Origin of the sequence: Pigmentibacter sp. JX0631 (assembly GCF_029873255.1) — a bacterium.
Taxonomy (GTDB): domain Bacteria; phylum Bdellovibrionota_B; class Oligoflexia; order Silvanigrellales; family Silvanigrellaceae; genus Silvanigrella.
This window is the reverse complement of sequence record NZ_CP123622.1, coordinates 2792079-2814250: the sequence shown is the minus strand read 5'-3', so window position 1 is coordinate 2814250 and position 22172 is coordinate 2792079. Positions and strand designations below refer to the sequence as shown.

22 protein-coding genes are annotated in these 22172 nt (G+C 30.0%); 16 read left to right on the top strand and 6 right to left on the bottom strand.

Features of this window, described 5'->3' with window-relative positions; all coding sequences use genetic code 11:
• The first annotated feature begins 16 nt into the window (after window positions 1-16).
• From QEJ31_RS12230 to QEJ31_RS12210, 5 genes are read left to right on the top strand one after another with little or no spacing between them, the layout of a single operon-like run.
• On the top strand, window positions 17-826 hold the full coding sequence (locus QEJ31_RS12230) for a type II secretion system protein (protein WP_280590494.1): 810 nt from the start codon (window positions 17-19) through the stop codon (window positions 824-826).
• Window positions 798-1502 carry a prepilin-type N-terminal cleavage/methylation domain-containing protein gene (locus tag QEJ31_RS12225; RefSeq protein WP_280590492.1) on the top strand — a complete coding sequence of 235 codons (705 nt, stop codon included), beginning with the start codon at window positions 798-800 and terminating at the stop codon, window positions 1500-1502. Before QEJ31_RS12230 ends, QEJ31_RS12225 begins: the two co-directional genes overlap by 29 nt.
• A gap of 5 nt (window positions 1503-1507) precedes the next feature.
• Window positions 1508-2272 (top strand): prepilin-type N-terminal cleavage/methylation domain-containing protein, encoded by a 765-nt coding sequence (locus QEJ31_RS12220; RefSeq protein ID WP_280590490.1) that lies wholly within the window; start codon window positions 1508-1510, stop codon window positions 2270-2272.
• Window positions 2263-3555: a type II secretion system protein GspK gene (locus tag QEJ31_RS12215; RefSeq protein WP_280590488.1), complete on the top strand. Its 1293-nt coding sequence runs from the start codon at window positions 2263-2265 to the stop codon at window positions 3553-3555. Before QEJ31_RS12220 ends, QEJ31_RS12215 begins: the two co-directional genes overlap by 10 nt.
• Window positions 3556-3564: 9 nt before the next feature.
• On the top strand, window positions 3565-4737 hold the full coding sequence (locus tag QEJ31_RS12210; RefSeq protein WP_280590487.1) for a metallophosphoesterase: 1173 nt from the start codon (window positions 3565-3567) through the stop codon (window positions 4735-4737).
• Here QEJ31_RS12210 and QEJ31_RS12205 read toward each other — a convergent pair.
• A complete protein-coding gene (locus tag QEJ31_RS12205; protein ID WP_280590486.1) occupies window positions 4727-5134 on the bottom strand; it encodes an OsmC family protein in 408 nt (135 codons plus the stop codon). The genes QEJ31_RS12210 and QEJ31_RS12205 overlap by 11 nt on opposite strands.
• Before the next feature lie 97 nt (window positions 5135-5231).
• Here QEJ31_RS12205 and QEJ31_RS12200 point away from each other — a divergent pair, with 97 nt between their 5' ends.
• From QEJ31_RS12200 to pgtP, 4 genes are all read left to right on the top strand, one after another.
• The gene (locus QEJ31_RS12200; RefSeq protein ID WP_280590485.1) at window positions 5232-5717 is read left to right on the top strand and encodes a hypothetical protein; all 486 of its coding nucleotides are present in this window, start codon (window positions 5232-5234) and stop codon (window positions 5715-5717) included.
• A 29-nt stretch (window positions 5718-5746) separates the two neighbouring features.
• Complete coding sequence (gene folE2 / locus QEJ31_RS12195) at window positions 5747-6535, top strand: GTP cyclohydrolase FolE2 (protein ID WP_280590484.1); 789 nt, start codon at window positions 5747-5749, stop codon at window positions 6533-6535.
• Between the two features lie 279 nt (window positions 6536-6814).
• A complete protein-coding gene (locus tag QEJ31_RS12190) occupies window positions 6815-8209 on the top strand; it encodes a hypothetical protein (protein WP_280590483.1) in 1395 nt (464 codons plus the stop codon).
• A 350-nt stretch (window positions 8210-8559) separates the two neighbouring features.
• Complete coding sequence (gene pgtP / locus QEJ31_RS12185; RefSeq protein WP_280590482.1) at window positions 8560-9903, top strand: phosphoglycerate transporter protein PgtP; 1344 nt, start codon at window positions 8560-8562, stop codon at window positions 9901-9903.
• A gap of 34 nt (window positions 9904-9937) precedes the next feature.
• Here the strand turns inward: pgtP and QEJ31_RS12180 are convergent, their stop codons facing one another.
• From QEJ31_RS12180 to lpoB, 4 genes are all read right to left on the bottom strand, one after another.
• Window positions 9938-10561: a hypothetical protein gene (locus QEJ31_RS12180; protein ID WP_280590481.1), complete on the bottom strand. Its 624-nt coding sequence runs from the start codon at window positions 10559-10561 to the stop codon at window positions 9938-9940.
• Window positions 10562-10705: 144 nt separating this feature from the next.
• Window positions 10706-11371: a transporter substrate-binding domain-containing protein gene (locus QEJ31_RS12175; protein ID WP_280590480.1), complete on the bottom strand. Its 666-nt coding sequence runs from the start codon at window positions 11369-11371 to the stop codon at window positions 10706-10708.
• Between the two features lie 145 nt (window positions 11372-11516).
• The gene (frr, locus tag QEJ31_RS12170) at window positions 11517-12077 is read right to left on the bottom strand and encodes a ribosome recycling factor (protein WP_280590479.1); all 561 of its coding nucleotides are present in this window, start codon (window positions 12075-12077) and stop codon (window positions 11517-11519) included.
• 79 nt (window positions 12078-12156) lie between these two features.
• Window positions 12157-12783, bottom strand: coding sequence for a penicillin-binding protein activator LpoB (gene lpoB / locus QEJ31_RS12165; protein ID WP_280590477.1), 627 nt, complete (start codon window positions 12781-12783; stop codon window positions 12157-12159).
• A gap of 166 nt (window positions 12784-12949) precedes the next feature.
• On the opposite strand from lpoB, the gene nadB reads away from it, so the two are divergent.
• From nadB to QEJ31_RS12140, 5 genes are all read left to right on the top strand, one after another.
• The gene (gene nadB, locus QEJ31_RS12160; protein ID WP_280590476.1) at window positions 12950-14587 is read left to right on the top strand and encodes an L-aspartate oxidase; all 1638 of its coding nucleotides are present in this window, start codon (window positions 12950-12952) and stop codon (window positions 14585-14587) included.
• A 23-nt stretch (window positions 14588-14610) separates the two neighbouring features.
• Window positions 14611-15690: a glycosyltransferase family 2 protein gene (locus tag QEJ31_RS12155; protein ID WP_280590474.1), complete on the top strand. Its 1080-nt coding sequence runs from the start codon at window positions 14611-14613 to the stop codon at window positions 15688-15690.
• 1 nt (window position 15691) lies between these two features.
• Complete coding sequence (gene ettA, locus QEJ31_RS12150; protein ID WP_280590472.1) at window positions 15692-17362, top strand: energy-dependent translational throttle protein EttA; 1671 nt, start codon at window positions 15692-15694, stop codon at window positions 17360-17362.
• A gap of 186 nt (window positions 17363-17548) precedes the next feature.
• Window positions 17549-18325: a transporter substrate-binding domain-containing protein gene (locus QEJ31_RS12145; RefSeq protein WP_280590471.1), complete on the top strand. Its 777-nt coding sequence runs from the start codon at window positions 17549-17551 to the stop codon at window positions 18323-18325.
• A gap of 16 nt (window positions 18326-18341) precedes the next feature.
• A complete protein-coding gene (locus QEJ31_RS12140; protein ID WP_280590469.1) occupies window positions 18342-19757 on the top strand; it encodes a hypothetical protein in 1416 nt (471 codons plus the stop codon).
• On the opposite strand, the gene QEJ31_RS12135 is transcribed toward QEJ31_RS12140, so the two are convergent.
• Window positions 19747-20214, bottom strand: a complete 468-nt coding sequence (locus QEJ31_RS12135) for a YaiI/YqxD family protein (protein WP_280590468.1) — start codon at window positions 20212-20214, stop codon at window positions 19747-19749. The two genes, QEJ31_RS12140 and QEJ31_RS12135, sit on opposite strands and share 11 nt — an antisense overlap.
• Before the next feature lie 82 nt (window positions 20215-20296).
• Between QEJ31_RS12135 and QEJ31_RS12130 the strand changes: the two genes are divergently transcribed.
• Together QEJ31_RS12130 and QEJ31_RS12125 are read left to right on the top strand one after the other, a co-directional pair.
• Entirely contained in the window at window positions 20297-21181 is an 885-nt protein-coding gene (locus QEJ31_RS12130) for a transporter substrate-binding domain-containing protein (RefSeq protein ID WP_280590467.1), read from the top strand.
• Window positions 21182-22150 (top strand): PhnD/SsuA/transferrin family substrate-binding protein, encoded by a 969-nt coding sequence (locus QEJ31_RS12125; protein ID WP_280590466.1) that lies wholly within the window; start codon window positions 21182-21184, stop codon window positions 22148-22150.
• The last annotated feature ends 22 nt before the right edge of the window (window positions 22151-22172 follow it).

Here is a 22172-nt window from a genome sequence, read left to right as displayed (position 1 = left end):
CATCTTCAATTGCTTCATGCAAAGAGTTTTAGGAAAAAAAAACAATCAACACGGATTTTCTCTTTTTGAGATTATTATTGTTTTAGCTTTAATAGGAACAATTGCTGTTGTCATTATTCCTAATTTAAAGCTTTCCGTGGACTCCCAAATGTCTACAAGTTTAAGAAATTTAACAGGCCAAATACGTAGCGCCTATGATGATGCTATATTTTCCGGCAGAATACACCGGATGGTTTTTGATATCAAAAATGGTGAATTTTGGGTAGAACAAGCTCCCCTTGGCTATGAAGGTAGACCTCCCATACTAGATTCTGAATCAGAATCAGAAAGCCTCAAAAAAAGAGATAAAAGAGCGGAAGTATTGAAAGTATTAGATGATAAATACAAAGATCTTTCCGACAGACCAATGCCAACTACATCAGGCGAAAGTAAAAATTATTCCATACGGAGCATTGCAGTTGTGCAACGAAAAGTATTGAAGCCCATTGATTGGAAGGAAATAAATGATGCTGTTATTTATCGCCAAAAACTTTCAAGTGGAATCATTTTTGCTCAAGTTCTTTCAAGTATATCAGCAAAAAAATTTGACTATGTAGAAATTCAATCTAATTCAGACAAAACAAAAAAAGAATTTGCCTACATTTATTTTTTACCTAATGGAACAGCAACGTCTACTTCAATAAAACTTGCAATGGCAAATAAAGATAATCCAAATACAATCAGTGAAACTGGCCCAAAATATACTTTAAATCTAAATTCACTGACTGGTGAGTGTAATTTGCTAGAAGGTTTTCAAGATGCAAATTTTTCGTTACCTAAAAGATAATTATCTTTTAAAAGATAAATTAAATAAAATGCAAGAAACCGATGGTTTTACTTTATTTGAATGTATTCTAGCAATAGCTATATTATCTGTCACTGTTGCCAGCATAGTTGGATTACAATCATCCATCATTTCTGTTACGCAAATTGCTTCAGATGGAATGAAAGGTTCTTGGGCTGCACGTTCTGCCATTGCGCAAATGCAATATATTGTTGAGACCCAAGGACAAGATAAATTACCAGAAGAAAAAAACTATCCTTGGATTACCGATTCGCAATTTAGTATTTCTTTAAAAAGAAAAGAATTAAAAGATGTAAAAATATCTCAATTTTTAACAAGCGCTATAGGTATCTATAATATTGTAAATCCACAAGGTAACGAAAATCAGGATGTTGATAGAATGTTGGCTTCAATTACTTCTGTTTTAGATGGTACTTCAGGTTCTAGCCCAAAAGGTTTCTTTAGTAATTTTTTAATTGAAGTAAAATGGACAAGTGGAATTGTAAATAAAACTATCAATGAAGGATTCTTTTTTGTAGATAAAAATACATTTGCAAATATTAATTTACCTGATCCTCCTGGTTCCAACAATAACAATAATAATAATCAGAATAACAATGGCAATAATGGTAATAATCAAAATAATAACGGTAATAACAACAACACAGGTAATCGGTAATTTCAATGCAAAGAAAAATTATTGCACAACAAGAAGGATTTACATTAATAGAAATAGTACTAGCTATTTCTATCTTAGCAACAATAGGAATGTTGACTATTAATATTTTGACAAATCAAATTGAAACTAGAGAAAAAGTAACAGCACACAATTCTGTACAACACGCTATTAATATGGCTATGGATAAAATCTATAGTGACATTCAAAGTTCTTACGTATCAAATCCTAATGATTTAGATTCACTTAATTTATCTGTTCGTGCTGTTCCTCCAAAGTTTAGTTATAAAAATGAAAGTTTAATATTAGCAGTGCAAAATTTTAAGTCTTTATTAGGAAACTCAACTCAAAGTAACTTAGCATTTATCCGTTACTATCTTAGACCTAATAGTAAAGATTCAAAAAAACTTGAACTCATTAGAGTTGTTGATACAGATATGGTTGAAAATATTGAAAACTCTGGAGTTGGATTTCAAGAAGTTTTAGTCCCTGATTTAAAAAGTTTTTCACTTGAATTTTGGAATGGCAATGAATATCAAAAAGAGTGGGATAGCTCAGCAAATGATACGCAAAATAAAATACCAAAACTGGTAAAAATTCATTTAGAAGTATATTTTCCTGAATCAAGCTCTGAAAAACAAATTCTTGATCTTTCCCCTAATACAAAAAAAGAAAGAAGAAGTATTGCAATCGATACTGTTGCATATGTTCTAAGTAGCAATGGAAAGCAAGAAGCCACAGAGCCTTCGTCAGGAGATTTCAAATGGCAATAAAGGCTAAACTAAATAGCGAAAAAATTAGAAAAAAATATAACCAAGGATTTGCACTTATTTTTGTTCTTGTCTTTGTTGCAATGATCATGGGTGTCATTGGGGATATCGTATATCAAACACAGGTTGGTGCCAGAGGAGCTATTGAAGAAAGAAATGGACTTGATGCTCAAACAAGCGCTTTATCAGGAATTGAATTTGCAAAAATAATGCTCAATATGAATCAATTAGCAGCTAAATATGAAGGTAATCCGCTAATCCCAATACCAAAAAATATGTATTCACTAATCAATGGACAACCCATTGGATCATCAGGTTTAGCACAATTGGAAGAACTGTCAGGGGGAAATTTTACCAAAGCAATTTCTCCTAAAATACAAGAAGCATTAAAAGCAATACCCGGATATTTCGTATTAAATATAACTTCAGAAAATTCAAAATTAAATTTAAATTTATTACAAGCAAATTTGTCCGCAGATGCGCAAAAAGCTTTTCTTAGAATATTTGCTTACCCAGATGCTGCAAAAGTTTTAGAAATGTATGGATACACTCCGCAGCAAATGGTAGACAATCTAGCAGCATATATCAAAAAATCGAATACAAATGGCTACCAACAAACAGGAGCATTAGCGGCATATTCAGAGTTAGGATTAAAATATAAACCCAAAAATGGAGCCCTTGAAAGTTTAGAAGAATTAAGAAGAATTCCTGGTTTCCATATAGATGACATATACAATATGTTTTCCCCATATTTCACAATTTGGCCAATTTCTGGCAAAAAAGGGACTCTGAATATAAATTCAGCTCCTATTGAATTAATAGCTGCATTATTGACACCTCCAGGGCAAGATCTCAATGAACAAGATTGGGATCGTTTTGAATTAAAAAAAGAAAAAGAAAAATTTAAAGATAATCCCAAAGACTGGTTATCAAAAAATATTAGTGGCTATAAAGATATTCCAGATACCGATAAGATAACAGATCTACTTTTTGGAAATGCGGATAATATTTTTAGAATCGAATCTCGAGGAGTTGTCAATGGGGTTGAAAAAACTCTTGTTGTTGTTGTACAGATGGATGACAGCAAATCTTCTGGAAATAAAAATCCAAATAATGACAAAGATAGTGATAAAAAACAAACTGACGATAAAAAGCCGGAGAATAATAATAGCCAAAATAGCGACAAAAGTAATGACAAAAGCCAAACCAACGACAAAAATAAGCCGAATGATAAAAGTCAAAAGAAAGACGGAAGTTTTCAAATACTTTACTCAATGTGGAAATAGGTAATTTTTATGTTTTTAAAAATGCTATTTTCTATCACTGCTGCCTTATCTGTAACCTTACTAGGTCATTATTACCTTTATCTTAGAATTATTTTTCCCATTTTTGGAAAAAATCCTTTTTGGATATCAACTTTTATTTGTTTATGGGCAATGACTTTTTTTGGTTTTATTATTTTGCGGCTTGTTCCGCATTTTTTAAGGAAAATATTTGAAACAATAATGTTCATTTGGATGGGTACTGCTTTTATTTATACTGTCATCTGTATTTTGACCTCTCCCTTAAGTGTTTATTTAAACTATAATAATTATAGTTCTAAATATTTAAGTTTTTTTGTTCTATTTTTAGGATTAATATTAACTTTATTTTCAATATACCAAGCCTTAAAAAAACCTACTGTGATTAAAACAGAAATCCCAATCAGAAATAATCTTCCAGAAATTATAAACGAATTAAATTTTGTTGTATTAAGTGATATTCATGTATCAGGCCTAATTGGTAAAAAACGAATGCGTCAATTAACTGAACAAGTAAACAGTTTAAAACCAGATGTTATTTTTATCACTGGAGATTTAATGGATGGATCATTAAATCAACTAAAAAAAGAAATTGCTCCGTTAGAAAACTTATATGCTAAACATGGTATTTTCTATATTACAGGCAATCATGAGTATTATAGCGGTCCTGTAAATTGGAAAAAACATTTTTTAGAAAAATTTAAATGGAAAGTAATTTCAAATTCATCTTGTTCTATCGAAATAGAAAATTTAAATTTAAATATAATAGGTATTGAGGATAGGCACTGGCTTAGTTACGAAAAAATTCCAAGAAAACTAGATAAACGCTTACAACAAGCTGTCATGCATTTAGAACAAAAAGGATTCAAAACAGAAAATGCTTTAAATATTTTATTAGCACATCAGCCAAAGGACGCTAGACTTATTCCTCAATTTCCCTTTATTGATATTCAAATTTCTGGGCATACTCATGGCGGACAAATATGGCCTTTAAATTATTTAGTAAAAAAAGATCAAAAATATGTGCGCGGTCTCTACAGACTCAATGCGCAACAACAAATTTATGTAAATCAGGGCACTGGTTTTTGGGGGCCGCCTATGCGTTTAGGCACAGAATGTGAAATATCTTTTTTAACATTTAAACAGCAAAAGTATATTAAACCTTAATATAGCTTTCCTCAATTTCAACACATTCCTGAATAGTTAATTTTACAGGACAAGCTTTACCGGCAGCAATTAAGCGTTTAAATTGATCATCACTACAATTCGAATGAATAAAATACTTAACAATTATTTTAGCTACTTTCCTTGGTGCTGTCTGCATTATTTTTTCAACTTCAAAATGAATATTAGATAATGGGATTGCATGGTTGGTGGCAAACATGGACATAATAGTCGTTCCACAAGCCCCCAATGAGGCACAAAATAAATCAGTAGGAGAAAAAAGACTTCCATCACCACCATTATCTTTAGGTGCGGTTGTTTTTATGGTAGCTCCTGAGTTGATATGTGTTATTTCAGTTGTCTGAGGTGCTGTTAACTGACCTTTAAATAGATTAGACATTGAAAAATCCTGCTTAATGATTTGATATTCTGGACTGCGAGGCACTGGGAGAAATAGCACTGCTAGGTTATGTGGTCAAGATAAAGGAGTTTTGCTTATGTTAGAAAGTATTGTATTTATTCATTCTTGGACAAGATGGCTAGTAACTCTATTTTTGCTTCTTGTCTTATATCGTTCCTATTCAGGTTGGCTTAAAAAATCGGATTACCTTAAAAAAGATCACATTTTTGGGGGAATTTTACTCGGTCTAACTCATTTTCAACTCGTCATAGGACTTATTCTCTACTTTGCTTTGAGTCCCATTACACAAGCTGCTTTAAATAACATAAGCGTCACAATGAAAAGCTCTGTTCTTCGTTTCTGGGGGATTGAACACATTTTCACAATGCTTTTATTTGTTATTTTTATCCAAATTGGCAGAATAAAAACAAAAAAATCTAGTATTTCAAAGCAAAAATATAAAACTACTGCAATTTATTGTACTATTGCTGTTATATTACTGCTATTGGGTACTCCTTGGACTTTTCGTAAAGAAATTGGTAGACCTAACTTTATGGAATTACCAGGTAGTTTAAACAAATAAGAATGTAAATTTTCGTTAGAAAGTGTTTTATGCAAGATACTCAAGCATTTCCTGATCAAAGAATGGTAAAAATTGCAAAAGTTGGGATTACAGAGGTAAATTATCCCATACTTTTTCAAGATCAAAACCAAATAGCTTCCCAAGTATTGCCTTCAACAGCAAATTTTTCTTTTTTTGTTGAGCTGCCAGCTCATAAAAAAGGAACTCATATGAGTCGTTTTCCAAGCATCCTTTATGAATTTGGATCACTTTTGAGTATTCAAAAGCTTGAAAAGATGGCTGCACAAATCAATGAACGTTTAGAAAGTTCAAAAGCTTACATTAAAACATCTTTTCAATTTTTTTATGAAAAAGAAGCCCCTGTTTCTAAAATTAAAGGAATTGCAAATGTCGATGTTACAATTGAAGTAAGTTCTTGTTTAACTACAAGAACAAAAGAGAGTATTTTACAAGTTAAAGTTCCCATTAAAAGCCTATGCCCATGTAGTAAAGCAATTTCTGAGTATGGGGCGCACAGTCAGCGGAGTTTTATTACTTTAAGACTTTGGCAACCTTCTCTATCAATCCAAGATTGTATAAAAATTGCAGAATTGTCTGCAAGCTCTGCTGTTTATCCAATTTTAAAAAGAGTTGATGAAAAGTTTGTTACTGAAAAAGCATACAATACTCCAAGGTTTGTTGAAGATTTAGTCCGGGAAGCCGCTATCCATTTAAAAGAAAAAGACAACTCACTAAAATTTGAAATCACTGCAGAAAATTTTGAATCCATTCATAATCATAATGCTTGGGCTTTTGTTACTAGTGATGATCTTTTTTAAATTTCCGAACAAGTATTTATGAATAATTAAAATATTTACTTAAAATTATTCATAAATATTTTAATTGTTTACTTTAAATTAACTTGTTTATTTTTTTCTGAATTATTTAATTCAAAGAAAAAAATTAATTTAAAATTGATTCCTTTAATAGATTTAAAAAGTAGCACTAATTTTCTTCCATTGATTTAAAAAAATTTAATTGCTATCAAAATTTTATTCATTATGAATTAATTTTAATTCATAAATTTTATTTTAATATATATTTTGAAAGCAAATATTATGAAATTACTATTAACAATTTTAGTTTTTATAATAACAGTTAATATACACGCAAAAACTAAAGAAAAGTCTTTACATTTAAAAAGATATGAAGATAATAAAATTATTGCGTTTCTGAAAGAAATTAAAAAAACACACGATATAACAAAGCAAATCAAAAATGCTTCTAATAAATTAACTATTCCTAATCTCAATAAAAAATTGCATTTATTAAATTCAAAACTAATTAATGATATTGATAAATTTCCAAATAAAAAAATAGGTTTACTTTTACTTGCTATTGTTAATCCAGAAAAAAATGAACAATATGAAATGGACTTTGAAGTTCTAGATGCGGGCATAGCTACAGTTTTGCTACAAAAGAAATCAAATTTTATTAGCGCCGAAGAATTAAGAACCGCATATCAGTTTATACTTCCTGATTTAAATGTCCATAATTTAAAATTTAAATCAACAATTAGTAATTTGTTATTACATCAAATTTTAAAAGACAAAAAATTACTTGAAAAATTAACGCCAATTCAAATTGAAAAAACCTTTATTTCATCAGCATATTCCAAGTCACCTTATGATGAAAGAATAGATTATGCAATTTTAATGCTGAATACTCATTTTGAATTAATAGAAAGAAATTGTAATTTAATAAAAGTACTATTAGATATGCAGAAAGATTTTCTTATAGACTCACATAAAAATTCAAACGGAAGTGAAAACTACAGAAAACATTTTTATGAATTACTTAAAAATAAATTTGCAGAAAAAAATTATTATACTAGTAGTTTAATGATATATTATAATTTTAATGGACAAAATATTGAGATATTAAATTCTTTAGACATCAATACTATAGGGGATAGAGAATTACAAAATATTTTCGACATATCGCTAAATTTAAATGAAAATTATACGACATCAGATTATAACTTTCGTCGTAAAACAGAAATTGAAATACCAAATAAAAATTTAGCTCTATCTATATTTAAAGCAAGATATCAATCTTTGCGAGAAGAACAAATTTCCAAGGCATTTTTAAAAGCAATACATCTTACAAAAAATAAAAAATTATTATTTCCAGAACTAGCTTTCACTATATTTAAAGAAAAAGAAGAGTATTTTAGAAAAAATCCAATTTTATTAGAAAGACTTTTGATTCATTCAAGTCAAATTAACTCAAATTTTCTACTAAGCGACAAAATTTTACTTCTTGAAACTTTATCTTTTATTTCTAAAGAAAAAATTAAAATTGACTATGATTCAGCAGAAAATATTTACATTAAGATATCAAAATATGTAAACAAAAATAGAAAAGAATTTCTATCTATCTCACAGATTTTACTAAATTACTTATTTTCTTTAGATGAAAAACGAGCAAGTAATTTAGAAGCTTTCTACTAGTTTAATAGTCGTATAATATTTAAATTTAATTTTACTAAAGTATTTTAATGCTTGTTGTATATTTTTTTATTTTTTAATAAATTTATTAAATATTTTAATAAATGCATATTTTTTATTTAATTCAAGAAACATTTTAAATTATTGTAAGAAAATAATAAAAAATAATTCTATTATAAATAAATTTATATAATTAATATTTTTTGATTAATATCTGCAATTTTTTTGCTAATAAAGCATATTTGTGATAGTTAAAAACACAATTAAATAGTTACTAAAATACAATAATATTTGTAACTAATTTATTTATTTTATGTATTTTTGAATAAATACAAAAATTATAAGGATATTATATGACTTTTGTCTGCAAAATTTTAAATAAATTTAAGCAACCAACAGCTCTACCTGAAGTGACTGATCCTAATAAAATAGACATTGATTATAAATATTGGCGAATAAGAATATTTTATTCAATGTATATTGGTTACGCAGTTTACTATTTTACCAGAAAATCTTTTACATTTGCTATTCCAAATATATCTAGTGATTTACATTTAGATAAAGGAAGCCTTGGGTGGATAGGTAGCGTATTAGCTATTAGTTATGGAATTAGTAAATTCGTAAGTGGTATTCTATCTGATCAAGCAAATGCTCGTTACTTTATGGCTTGCGGATTAATTGCAACGGGAATTTTAAATATATTATTTGGCTTATCTTCATATTTTTGGTTGTTTGTTTTATTCTGGGCTTTAAATGGCTGGTTCCAAGGTTTTGGCTGGCCTCCTTGTGCTAAATTTTTAAGTTACTGGTATTCTCAATCAGAAAGAGGAAGATGGTGGGGAGTTTGGAATACTTCACATAATTTAGGTGGTGCCATCATACCTATAATTATTGTTTTTCTTTCCAACTTATTTGGTTGGCGTTATGCAATGATGCTAAACGGTATCTTTGCAATTCTGATAGGAATTTGGTTAGCAAATCGTTTAAGAGATACACCTGAAAGTCTAGGTCTACCTACAATAGAAAAATATAAAAATGAAGAAAAAAATAATATTATTGATCTTAACAATGACAAATCTTTTAAAGAAATATTCTTCAAGTATATCTTTAAAAATAAATATATTTGGATTTTAGCTTGTGCTTACTTTTTTGTTTACATTGTAAGAATAGTTATGAATGATTGGACCATGCCATATTTGATAGAAAAAAAAGGATACACGAACTCAACTACAGCTGGCTTTGTTATTGCAGCTTTTGAAATTGGAGGTTTTTTTGGCAGTATTGTTGCTGGCTGGCTTTCTGATGTCATTTTTAAAGGTGGACGTGGCTTTGTTAATTGTCTTTTTGCATTCTTAATGGCGATATGTATAGTCTTTTTTTGGCAAGTAAGTGCTGGAAAAATTTGGTTAGATACTATTTTGGTTGGTGCCATAGGATTTTTTGTTTTTGGCCCCCAAATGTTAATAGGAATCGCGGCTGTTGAACTTTCTCATAAAAAAGCTGCAGCTACTTCAACTGGTTTTATTGGATGGATAGGTTATTTAGGAGCATTTGTTGCTGGTGGTCCCGTGGGAATGATTTTAGATAAATTTGGTTGGGAAAGCTTTTTTATAACTCTAATAACATGCTCTAGTATTTCTATCTTTTTCTTAGCATTTCTTATAAAAGCAAAAGCCTATCAAGAAAAACAAGAATAGGCTTTAAAACTTCGATTAATAAACAAATGTTTTATTATAATGAATATGAAACTACCAAATTATAATTCATTATATTATATCCTCCACTACTCCCTTTTACTTTATAGTTATTAAAAGTAGATTCAGAATAATCCATTATGCCTCTTGCAACATAAATTCCAGCACCCACTCCAAACTCCGGTGTTACGTTATACATCCCAATTCCGCCTACGCCAATATTCCAATTTGAATTAACAGCCGGATTTACTGTGCCAGAAGTATTACCAATTGTTATACTTGCTGAATACGAGTTATAAACCCCAATGTACAAAGAAGCTAAAGCATATAATGATAAAGCATTAATAGGCATGATTTTAAAGCCTATATCTCCACCTAATTGAAAAGTAGAAATGGTGCTTGATGAACTTGCAATGTAATCTGATGTGCTAGATTTAACACTTTCATACCTAAATCCACCACCAAATACCCAATCTATCGTACTAGGACTATCGGTAATAAGTGCTTTCGCACCAGCATTCCATCCATTGAAAGAAGATCCCCCAAAATCTGGATAATTTGAATAACCTGCAGATCCAAGAATATCTATCATACCATATGAACTTGTTATATAAACTGCTGAAGTAACTATCGTTAAACTTTTTAAAATCCATTTTGTCATAAAACCTTTTCCTTATTCAATAATTTAACTTTTAAACAAAGTTACAGAAAGACGGAAACCATTTTTATAATAACCTTAAATATTAATTTTAAACAAGTTTTTATTTAATAAATTTTTCAATTACTAATAATATGAAATAAATAATTAATTGTATTTTTTGATTATTCTCTCTATTGTTCCGTTAATTTTCAGTTTCTTAATTGCTAAGTTAATTTTTTCTAATATTTTTTGACTATTAGCGTATTTTTTTGCAACAATTAATATGTTACTAGTATTTTTAAATTCAGAGATTTGTATACTTTTTATATCTTTTGAATTAGGTAGCTTTTGAGATTTAATCTCATATCTTAATACTATATTTCCTTCAATAATTGCATCTATTCTATTATTAAGTAGTTTTTTTAGGAGAGAAGAATAATCACTAGATTCTTCAAATTTTATACCTAAAATTTTAAAGTTTTCAGCATAAAAATTACCACGCAATATTCCAATGGTTAAATTTAGTTTTTTTATTTCATTTAATGAAATACTATCAACTAGTTTTATTTTGCTCGATGTAAAAAAAATATGCGAGTCAGCGTAAAAAATTGGCTCTGAAAAAAAATATTTCTTTCTTCTTTCATCTGAAATAGCATATGGAAAAGCTGCAAAAGCTTTACCCGATTCAACTAAGTATTCACATCTTAGCCAAGGTAAAAATTGAATACTACAATTTAAATTTGCTTCTTTACAAATTTTTTTGACAATTTCTACAGCTATACCTTCATCAGGAATTGCCTGTGAACTAAAGGGCGGATATTCTCCTGTCAAAAAAATAATTTCATTATTATTGGGGAAAGAATTCAATGAAAAAAAGGACAAAAAAGAGAATAATAAGAAAAATTTCACTCTCATTTTTGCCTCATTCTTAAAATAAAGTTAAATTTATTTTAATATAGCTCAATACTTACAAACATTAAACAGTAAGAACTTCTTTTTCTTTTTGTGCGCATAACTCATCTACTTTTTTGACATAAGAATCCGTTAATTTTTGCACTTCATCACTCGCTCTTTTTACTTCATCTTCAGACCAGCCATGCTCTTTTTGAAAAGCTTTTGCCTTCGTATTTCCTTCTTGCCGATGATGACGAACTGCTACTTTAGCTTCTTCACCAATTTTTTTAACTTGCTTCGCAAGATCTTTGCGCCGATCTTCTGAAAGTGCGGGAATAGGAATACGAATTATTTTACCATCATTATTTGGTGTTAAACCTAGTCCAGAAGTCAAAATAGCTTTTTCAACTGCTGAAAGCATACTTTTATCAAAAGGATTTACTGTAATTAATCTTGCTTCTGGAGTTGCTAATGTTGCAATTTTAGTTAAAGGCATCAAAGAGCCATAAGATTCGACTCGAACATCATCAAGCAATGAAGCCGATGCTCGACCTGTTCTTACTTTTTGTAAATCAGATTGCAAAGAAGAGATTGTTTTCTCCATACCTTCTTTTATTTTACTTATTAATTGATTTTTATCCATGATAAATTCCTTTCTAAGAAACCACAAAAACAAAAAAGCAGTTAAAAACTGCTTTTTTATACTTAACCTATACTACAAATCACCAGCCTACGCTGCTTCTTTTAAAGTTTTTTCTTATTTTTTCAATACCACTCCAAACTAACTCTCCAGTTGAAATATTTACTAATTTCATTTCGATTTGATATTGCACAGAACTTTTCCCGCCTTGTTTGGATACTATACTAGAAATAGCACCAGATAAGAAAAAGTCAGCACCAAATTGATTCCCTGGACCTTTTACATGGCCTTTTTTGACAACGCCAGATTGTTGGTATTTGTATTCATCCAAAATTTTCTTTCTAGCGTCTCCATCTAAAAAGCGAACTTTTCCGTCATTCAAAATTTGTGAACGCAGATCTTCAAATAATGCTTTAGTATCGATTATTTCACTTGTTCTATTTTCCATATCGTCAACTAGCACAAATGGTCTATCAGTTGCTTTTTTTTGCATATCTTCACGCCAATTTTGAATCCATGGAGCAGCAGACATGTCTTTTACCATTTTTTGCACGGTTAATGTTGCATCTGTAGGATTCCATTTATCATCAATAATTTGCGCTTGATTTGCATCGCCATAGTCTCCTTCAAAAGATGCACAGCCAGACAAAGCAAGCGAAACTGCTAATAAAAGAGGTGATATATAGATTACTCTTTTAGAATTTAACATTTAAAACCCTTTCTTTTTTAATAACAAAAAGCAACATAGGCATTCCAATTTATAAATAAATTGACCGCTGCTAAGTATATGCTTTTTACAAGGAGACTTGCAAGACCTTCACTTCATGCTTAATGTTCTCAGGGCTTAAAGCGTCAGTTGAGTTGAGGATAACTTTATGGTGAAAAAAGCATCTATAGCTGTTGGAAAAAATATTGAATTTGATTTTTTAATTATTGGTGGAGGAGTTGCAGGAGCCTCAGCTGCCCTAAAACTAAGTCATTTAGGAAAAGTTGCATTAGTTTCAAAAGAATCACTTTTTGAATGTAATACAAGGTGGGCTCAAGGAGGGATAGCTTCAGTATTAAGTGAACAAGATAGTTATGAAGCGCATACGCAAGATACAATAGCTGCTGGAAGTGGTTTATGCCATGAAGCTACTGTGAGAAAAGTTGTCGCAGCTGGTCCTAAAGCTATAAAAGAATTAATTGAAATGGGAGTTCCATTCACCCCCAAAGATCCAAATAGTCAAATTGATTTTGAATATCATCTGACACAAGAAGCAGCACATAGTGCCAGAAGAATTATTCATGCTGATGACATGACTGGAGCCGCATTACAAAAAACTCTTGTAGAACAAGTTACAAAAAATAGTAACATCTGTTTATTTGAATTTCATACTGCAATTGATCTTATTGTAACTGATAAAATATGTCCTGATTTTTCAAGAAATAGGGTACTTGGCGCCTATATTATAAACGATAAAGAAAATATTATTTCAGCTTTTTTAGCAAAAGCAACTATACTTGCAACTGGTGGGCATGGAAAACTTTATTTATATACAACTAACCCTGACGTTGCAGCTGGAGATGGAGTTGCCATGGCTTGGAGAGCTGGCGCTAGAGTAGCTAATCTAGAATTTATGCAATTTCATCCTACTTGCTTATTTCATCCAAATGCAAAAAACTTTCTAATTTCTGAAGCCTTACGTGGCGAGGGAGCTATTTTAAAATCCAAAAGTGGTAAAAGATTTATGGAACAAGAACATCCCTTAAAAGAATTAGCGCCTAGAGACATAGTTGCAAGAGCCATAGATTCTGAAATAAAAAGAACGGGTGAACCATATGTTTTACTAGATATTTCACATAAAAGTTCTGAATTTATCCAACAACATTTCCCTGGAATTTATGCAAAATGCCTAAGTCTTGGAATAGACATTACAAAAGAACCAATTCCTGTTGTCCCAGCTGCACATTATAGTTGCGGAGGAATAGTTACTGATCTACGAGGTAGAACAGGGATCAAAGCTTTGTGGGCTATTGGTGAAGTTGCTTGTACTGGTCTTCATGGCGCAAATCGACTGGCATCGAATTCTTTACTAGAAGGTCTTGTTTTTGCACAATTTGTTTTTGAAGATTTGAAAGCCCTGTGGCCAGATTTACAAAACTACAGTTTACCAGAAGTTCCTCCTTGGAAAATAGGTAAGGCCTGTGAACCTGATGAAATGGTGGTAATTAGTCAACTTTGGGATGAAATCCGGCGAACTATGTGGAATTATGTAAGTATTGTTCGCACAGAGAAGAGGCTTTCTAGAGCCGCAGCGCGGATAGATCAAATTTGTCAAGAAATAGAAACGTATTATTGGAATATCATTCCAAGCAGAGCTTTAGTTGAAGTGCGGAATTTAGCTGTAGTGGCACAACTTACTGTTAAATGTGCTCGGATGCGAAAAGAAAGCAGAGGAATTCATTATTCATTAGATTATCCTTTCACTGATGATGTAAATTATAAAAAGGATACTGTAGTTTTAAGTTAATAGAAAAATTTTTGGAGATCTGCATGTTTATCTCGTTAATCATTCCTACGTACAACGAAAGCAAAAATGTTCCTATTTTGATTCAAAGGATTTCAGAAACATTATCTGATGTGAAAAAGGAAGTGATTATTGTTGATGATAATTCTCCTGATAAAACCTGGGAAATTGCCCGCGAGTTAAGCTCAGAATATCCTTGGCTTCGTGTGATTAGAAGAATGAACGATAGAGGTCTAAGTTCTGCAGTGCTTGCTGGATTTGAAATATCTGAAGGAGAAATTCTTGCAGTTATGGACTCAGATCTTCAACATGATGAAAAAGCATTAATAAATTTTATAAAAGCATTTGAAAATGGTGCAGAGATAGTTGTCGGCTCAAGGAAAGTTAAAGGTGGTGGCATTGAAGATTGGAGCAAAGGTCGCATGTTTATTTCTTGGGTGGCCACAATCTTAGCAAAAATTGCACTACCAAAATCAATTAGCGATCCAATGAGTGGTTTCTTTGCTTTAAAACGCAACGTCTACGTTATCCATAAGAACGAAATTAATCCAAAAGGATTCAAAATACTCCTTGAATTTTTAGCACGGGCTAAAAATAATAAAATTGAAGAAGTTGGATATACTTTTAAAAGCAGAATTCATGGTGAAAGTAAATTATCAAGTAAAGTTATCTTGCAATATATTCATGCTTTATATGAATTAAGTATTGGACAGTTTATCCCCGCTCAATTTATCAAATATGTGTTTGTAGGATCTACTGGACTCATTTTTGCTACTATTAGCTTATTTATATGTCAATATTTCTTTCATCTTTCTCAATCAAAATCTTTAGCTATTTCAATAGAATTTAGTATCTTAACAAATTTCTTTTTGAATAATTATTGGACCTTTAAATATAATAAATTAGTAGGAATTAAAAAAATTCTTAGAGGATTAATTACTTTTCATGCAATTTGTTTAGGTGGGGCATTAATTAATCAAGCTATTGCTTTAAAGTTAATAACTTTGGATTTTACTGTTTATTTAGCAAATGCATTAGGTTATTTTATAGCAGCTATCTGGAATTACATTATTAACATAAATATTACTTGGAAAGGAAAAGCTTAATATGGCAAATTATATCTATAATATGGTTCGACTACGGAAAAATATTAACGGAAAAGATATTTTAAAAGATATTTATTTATCTTTCTTTCATGGCGCTAAAATTGGAGTGATTGGTTCTAACGGAGCAGGAAAATCTACATTACTAAAAATAATGGCTGGTGTAGACAAAGATTTTGCTGGAGAAGCTTTTCCTCAAAAGGGAACAAAAATTGGATATTTACCCCAAGAACCTAAATTAGATCCAAATAAAACGGTTTTCGAAAATGTAGAAGAAGCTGTTAAAGATGTTAAAGATCTTATTCGTAAATTTGATGCCCTTAATGAGAAATTGGGTGAACCTCTAGAAGATGATGAAATGAATAAAATTCTAGAACAAACAGCTGTTCTCCAAGATGAAATTGATGCAAAAAATGCTTGGGAAATAGATAGAACAATAGAAATTGCTATGGATGCTTTAAGATGTCCACCAGGTGATTCTAAAGTAACAAGTTTATCTGGAGGAGAACTCAGAAGGGTAGCTCTTTGTAAATTACTTATGGAAAAACCAGATTTACTTTTACTTGATGAACCGACAAACCATTTAGATGCTGAAAGTGTTCAATGGTTAGAAAGATATTTAAAAGAATTTCCTGGTACACTTGTTACCATTACACATGATAGATATTTTCTAGATAACGTAACTGAATGGGTTTTGGAATTAGATAAAGGTGAAGGGATTCCTTGGCAAGGAAACTACTCTTCATGGCTAGATCAAAAAACAAAAAGATTATCTGAAGAAGAAAAACAAGAATCAGCTCGGCAAAAAACTTTAAAAAGAGAATTAGAGTGGATGAGCATGTCACCAAAAGCAAGGCAAGCCAAAAGCAAATGGCGTATAAGTGCCTATAATGACTTACTCAAAGAACAAAATGAGAAACAAGAAGGATTGAGAGAGATTATCTTTCCACCAGCACCAAGATTAGGTGATAATGTTGTTGAAGCTTTCAATTTAACAAAATCTTTTGATGATAAATTATTGTTTGAAAATTTAAACTTCAAACTTCCACCAGGTGGCATAGTTGGAATTATAGGGCCTAACGGAGCTGGTAAAACCACATTATTTAAAATGATTGCCGGACTAGAAAAAGGGGATCAAGGTGATCTAAAAATTGGGGAAACAGTAAAAATAAGTTACGTTGACCAAAATAGATCTACATTAGATGGCGATAAAACTGTTTTTCAAGAATTGAGTCAAGGTAAAGAAATGATTCAAGTTGGAAACCGTGAAATTCCTGCTCGTTCCTATATTTCTAGTTTTGGTTTCCGCGGTGCAGATCAGCAAAAAGCAGTAGGAAAACTTTCTGGTGGCGAAAGAAATCGTCTAAACTTAGCAAAAATGGTTATGAATGGTGGAAATTTACTGCTTTTAGATGAGCCAACAAATGATCTTGATGTAGATACTTTACGTGCTCTTGAAGATGCTCTGGTTTCTTTTCCTGGTTGCGCTGTTGTTATTAGCCACGATCGTTACTTTTTAGACCGTATTGCAACACATATTTTAGCTTTTGAAGGTAACAGTAGTGTTGTATGGTTTGAAGGAAATTACCAAGATTATATGGCCGACAAAAAACGTAGACTTGGCGATGATGCAGTAAATCCTAAACGCTTAAAGTTTAAAAAACTCGTACATTAATATTACTTTGCTTAATTCTGTGATTATTATTTAAAGCATGTTCTCAAAGTTCATGCTTTATTTTTTTAAAAAAAACATATAAACAATTAATAAATAATTAAAATATTTAGAAAAAATTAAATTATATCTTGACAAAATTCATAACCTTTCCCTAAAATTACTTACAACTTAAAGGGAACAATTAAAATGCTAAAATTTTTATTTTTACTTTGTATTATTTTCGGGATACAAACTCAATTACACTCTGCCGAAAATTCAATAGTCATTCACTACCAAAACAGACCACCTTTTTTTATTGATAATTCTAAGACTAAAAAATTAGATGACGGAATAGCTTTTAAATTAATTGACAAAATTCTTAAAAATTCACAGATAAAATTCTCTTATGAAAACCAACCTTTAATAAGAACTTTGCTTAATATTAAAGAAAATACAATTCCGGTTTGTTTTCCATTTGCCTATAAAAGCTCTGACAGAGAAAAATTTGCGTTATTCAGCAAACCTTATTATAAAACCTTAAAATTAGTTATTCCTGTAAAAGAAAATGATAATAGATTTCAAAACATTTCTAATTTAGAACAATTAATATCAAATAAAAATTTAAAACCTATACTTAAAATTGGTTATAATCATGAACACGATGTAGCAAAACTTCTTGAAAAATATAAAAATTATACTATCTACAAAAAAGAAAACGAAATAAATTCTGATATTGTGTTAAGTTCAAAAAATCAAGAAGAAATGTTAATTCAATTAATAAATAATGAAGGCGATTACATTATCCTAACCTTGGATGAATATAATTACTATAAAGATAAAAATCCGTTTATCAAAAAAAATACAAAATTTATAGAACTAAATGATCAAAAAAATGTGATAAGACACTTTATGTGTTCAAAACAAGTAGGAAAAAATGTTATTGATAAATTAAATCTGGCAATAGATAATTTAAACAAACACTAAACTAAAAGGAAAACCTATGATTTCTACTAAATCAAAAATAAAATACATTGCTATTATATATAGTTTTATATTTTGTAGTACCTCTTATGCATGGAAAAACCATGCATTAATTACTGAATATGCTATAGAAAAAACAAATATACTAAGTAACAAATCTATTGTTAAAACTGAATCTTTAGAAAATTTTTTAAACACTACTTATGCTCAAATTCCAGCTGTTTTAAATAAAGTTGACCTTTGGGCAATTGATAAAAGTCAACACAATAATTTTATTTACTTTCCAGTTCCAAATGACTTAAAATTTTCCTCAGTTGCAGGTGACCCTAAAATAGTTGAAAAATTTTTAGTATCTTTAAGAATTAACCCAACATTAAAGTTTCCTTTATACCTCCAAATATTGCCGGGAGAAAAGTCAAAAGAAAATATGGTTTTAATAGATAATTCAGAAATATTTTTAAAAGCGATTGAAAAAGAAGTTGGCGAATATAAATTTGCGAAATTGACCGAAGGTGAAACAGTGAATTCCCTTGCTGTTTTAGCAACTGCGTCCGATGAACCCGACTATGGAAGTGATATTCATTTATTTGATGATAATGAAAAAGAATTCAATTACAAATTTCAATTTGGCACGCAACCTTTCGGCAACCCAAATTTTGCCATAAGTAGCCAAGCTCCTTTTCATATGGGATTTTATCATGAAGCAAGTTTAGTTTATAATGTTGCTGGTTATCTGAAAAAAACTTATGCTGAATACAGAATAAAATTATATATTGAGCTTTCCCAGCTTGCCTTTCAAAGTGGACATGCATATTGGGGATTAAGATTTTTAGGTTGGGCTCTGCACTATATTCAAGATTTAACTCAACCATATCATAATACACCATTACCTGGATATTCTACTGCCGATTTAATTGGCTTAAATATTCTTGATAAATTAGAAGGTACACTTTATAAAACAAATAAAAAATTAAGTGACACCATTAATGTTGTTTCAAATCGTCATTTTATTTTAGAAAAACTTGTTTATGATGAAACCGTATTAGCTAAAGAAAATAAAGATTATAATTCTGTTATAATAAATTATATTCAAAATACTTCATTAGATACTAACTATCCACATTATGATGACAATTATGTAAGAAATATTCTTTCAAAACAAGCCGTTAAATTTTCTAAACCTACATATGGAAGCTACATTTTCTGGAAAGTTAATAATGATATTTCATCAATAATTGCAAGAGCATTTCCACCTGAGTATTCAATTGATCCTAAATATATTTTTCAAGATTCATTTCCAGCTTTGCAAATATTAAATAATCAACCAGAAAAACAAAGAGCTCAAATGATAGATGTTACATGTAACCTTATGAATAATGCTGGCAGTCATACACGCAACGTAGTAAAAAGTATTTTAGATAAGGTTAATTTTTAAGAGTTGTTTTTTTGATTAATATATTTAATTGCTTATCAAACATTGCGGCAAATTTATGTTTATCAGTTGTTTGCATTTGCGGTGGACCTCCTTGAATAAGCCCTCCCTCACGTAACATTTGATTAAAATTTCGATACGAAAGTTTTTCAGAAATTGACTGAATATTAAACAATTCGCCACGGGGACTTATAGCGACCCCTCCCTTTTTTACAACCAAATCTGCTAAAGGAATATCAGCGGTTATAACAAGATCGTCAGGAGTTAACTCTTGGACAATATATTGATCCGCCCCGTCAAAGCCTTTTGCCACTTGAACTTGAGAAATATACAAAGATTTAGGAAATTTGATATTTTGATTTGCGACTAATATTGTATTTACTTTTAATCGTTCAGATGCTTTAAAAATGATTTCTCTAATGCCAACAGGACAAGCATCGGCATCAATCCATATTTTCATTTTTCTCCTCAATCATATAAAATTTACGTAATACTCAAGATGATCACTCTAAGTTACTCAGAAGACTTATTGGAGCCCAATTGTGAAAAATATAGCCCAAAATATTCTTATCTTTTTCATAATACTAATGCAATTAAAAGTAATTGCTTTAGAAAAAAAATTGAAAATTATCGTTGAAGAAACTCCTATTCGAAGCTATTTAGAAGATGTTTTAAATGAAAAAAAAACTGCTAAAAAAGATCCAAATGAAAAACCTTCAGACGCTAAAGAAGAAAAGGGCGGTGAGAATACCCCACAAAAAAAACTTGTTGGATCAGATATAGAAATAACTACCAAGTTATTTGCACGTTTAAATATTCCTATTGAATTTGAGATTGTCCATTGGACACAAGTATTACCAAAAATAATTTCAGGTGAAGCTGATTTAGCTCTAGGAATAGAAAAAAAATCAAAATTTGACAAATATGTCATTTTTCCAAGGCTTCCCACTTATACAAAAAACTATAGCTTTTATGCCTTAGCAAAACAGGTACAAGAAAATCCCATCATGACATTTGAAGATGCACTTGCTCACAACTATAGTGTAGGTATTTTAGTTGGATTTTCTTATCCAAAAATATTTTGGGATGCTTACCCCTTTGAAAATAAGCAATTAAATAACCATTTAAAAGAAGGTAGAAGCTTGAGAAACAACCTTATAGGATTAAAAGAAAAAAAATTTGATCTTATACTTGCAGACAGAGAAAGAGCTGATGTGCTATTAAAAAAAATAGGTGCGGAAGAAACTATTACTCATTTTAAAAATATTCTTTTTTGGAAAGAGTTTTATTTAGTTTTTTCGAAGAAAATGGTGAACGATAAATTCCCAGAATTAAAATCAAAAGTAGAAAGAGAATTATATAAAATGACAGAATCTGAACAAATGAAAGATATTAATGAATCGTGGGTTTTTAAAGGTATAAATTAAATGCATATAAATTATCTTAAAGTAAAATTCTCATTATTTTTATTCATAATATTAACTTGCACCAGTTGTATTAAATTATGGCTTGGGACACCTGAAATAGGATCTAAATCATATCCAATTGAATTTTATCTGGATAATTCTTATTATTTAAAAGAAAATGATTCAATAGATAAATTTCAAAAATGCCTTGAAGAAAAAACTGGCTATCATTTAAAATTCAACTTTGTTCCTGATGAAAAAGCTGTACTATCTTCTTTACAGCGCGGAACCGCACATTTTGGACTTTCATCAGCTTTAGGTTACGTTGGTGCAGCTGAAAAAAGTTCATTAAAAAGTGTTTTACTTCTTACTAAAAAAGGTTCGGCAACAAATCGTTCTATTATCGTAGGTAATTCTAAATTTTGGAAGAATCAACTCATAAAATCAAACCAATTAAAAAGATCTTTTAATCTATCTAATGATATAATTATTAAAATAAACAATGAATTAACAATCGCTTATTCTGATACTGAAAGTGTTATAGGCTTTTTGCTTCCTAGAATGTTTCTTTTCCAGAAAGACATTTTTCCTTATGCTGCTATTTTTGTTGGAAGTTACAATTCTGTTCTTGATGCATTAAATGATAATTTAGCAAATATAGGAGTTATCTCGGAATCTTTCTTAGAAAAAAAATATCCAAACCTTTCACAAATTCAAGTTGGAGTTCAATTCGGGGATTTTATTATAATTGCCATGACTCCTAATTTACCAAGTAGCACAATTATTGAAAATCAAAATGTTCCTTTACAAACCAGTATTGCTATCATATCTGGGTTTGACCAATGTACTCATAAAAATCCTACTGAATTTAAAAAAATATTCGAAGCGGACGGAGTCTTAAAATCAAATGAAAAATTATTTACTGTGACAAAAGAACTCTATCAATTTCAACAAGAGAATATCAGGATTTTAACTCAACAAGAAAATTAACAGTTTAAGTATTTATTTTTTT